Source organism: Butyrivibrio hungatei NK4A153 (assembly GCF_000424465.1).
Classification (GTDB): Bacteria; Bacillota; Clostridia; order Lachnospirales; family Lachnospiraceae; genus Butyrivibrio; species Butyrivibrio hungatei_A.
The window spans coordinates 1-1,606 of sequence record NZ_AUJY01000038.1 but is presented as its reverse complement, the minus strand read 5'-3'; the positions used below and the strand labels follow the sequence as shown (position 1 = coordinate 1,606).

General features: G+C 41.5%; 2 protein-coding genes. Both read right to left on the bottom strand.

Annotated features, from left to right (window positions below; all coding sequences use genetic code 11):
* Positions 1-97: 97 nt before the first annotated feature.
* Complete coding sequence (locus G628_RS18980) at positions 98-259, bottom strand: hypothetical protein (protein WP_196803740.1); 162 nt, start codon at positions 257-259, stop codon at positions 98-100.
* A gap of 24 nt (positions 260-283) precedes the next feature.
* Positions 284-1,516: an IS91 family transposase gene (locus G628_RS18190; protein ID WP_081670689.1), complete on the bottom strand. Its 1,233-nt coding sequence runs from the start codon at positions 1,514-1,516 to the stop codon at positions 284-286.
* Positions 1,517-1,606 lie beyond the last annotated feature (90 nt).

Here is a 1,606-nt window from a genome sequence, read left to right as displayed (position 1 = left end):
TTTAATAGGAAATTTCGCCTTACGGCGAAATCTTTAATTAAAAGGCCCGGACAAGACCGGGCCACGCAAAGCGGAGGTATGCTGAATAACCTGGTTATCAGTCTACCTCATCATAGAAATCATCATCTTCGTGCATGAAGTAATCCATATCAAGGATATCTTCATCGCTCATGTTACGGATTTCTTCCGCCGACATGCCTTCCGGCGGATTTTGGATGTATTTCTCTCTAAGCTTTGCAGCGAGTTCTTTTTCTGTCATGACTTTCCCTCCTGTAGCATGATTTTAGCATGCTACAGTGGACTTTAAAACATGGCTTGGACTAGAAAAGCTATCTTGTCCAGGAGCTCGACACTTGGGACGGCACTTTCCCATAGCCTTTTCATATAAGTCTTCGAGAGAAACGCGTTTATGAGCATAGTACAGCTCTTGAAATAGCATGGTTGTATTACAACTGGGGCATTGCAGAGTGTCATAGCCAAATGCAGCAAGTATTCCTGCACGCCATTTGGTGAAGGATTTAAGAATCTTATGTTTGGAAGGATGGACGAGTCTGCTAAGTTTTTTATCAGACTCTCTGTGTCTGGCATAAACACCATAATACCTGATCATCTTGAATCCTTTTTCAGGTATATGTTGGATTAGTAGCTTTATGAAATCCATGGATGCATGAGTTTCTGTTACTAGAACATCATCCTCGTGACGATTATAGTGGAAGGTTACGGTGTCCTTATCCTTGTTATAACCATCGATGCGTGAGAGGGCTATGACAGGCCTGCCAAGGTAGCGTCCAATGTATTTGGCAACTGTTTTAGAATCGGCAAGATTTGGCTTAGCATGGATATAGAATCCATCTTTCTGATTTTTGTATGAAAGGGCTTTGTCCTTTTTGAACTTAGCTTTTTTAACTGGATCGGTTATTCTTTCTTCTATGAGATTTAGAAGAGCAGTTCTGAATGCCTGCCTCATAAAAGTGTAGTTGAAATGCTGGACATTACGCCAGAAACAATTGTCGCCAATGCCACCTTCAGATAAAAGGCAGTGTATATGAGGATTCCATTGTAAGGACCTGCCAAAAGTATGAAGGACAAGTATGTATCCGGGTGTAAAGTTGAAACTCTTGTTCATCTTGTAGAACATTCGTTGTATAACGCTGCTGGCAGCGTCAAAAAGACAATTCAGAAGATCGCGGTCTTCTAAAAAGTAATGGCGTAATTCTTCGGCAATAGTGAAAACAACGTGGCGATGTTTACAGTTAATGAGTTTGAAAGACATGGCCTGGGCTCTCTCAATAGAGTACTTGGCACCGCAAGAGGGACAGAAACGAGAATGACATCGAAAAGGAACAAACTTAAAATTCCCGCATTTGGGGCAACCATACATGGCCCCGCCAAATGAAGGGTCACCACAGTTGATCATCTTGTCTATGTTTTCCATGACAGATGATCGTGGATGAAGAGTATATTGAACTTCTTCGTAATGGTCGATGAATAATTCTTGTAGAGTATTACGCTTCATAAAACTATTATGAAAGATTTATGGCAAAAAACAACCCCACCCCTCATGATTGAGGGGCAGGGGAGTTGAAGTGCCATAGGCACTTTTTTA

Bases quoted from the DNA above. Each gene is read 5' to 3' on its own strand.
- G628_RS18190 (WP_081670689.1), bottom strand. From the start codon at position 1,516: ATGAAGCGTAATACTCTACAAGAATTATTCATCGACCATTACGAAGAA.
- G628_RS18980 (WP_196803740.1), bottom strand. From the start codon at position 259: ATGACAGAAAAAGAACTCGCTGCAAAGCTTAGAGAGAAATACATCCAA.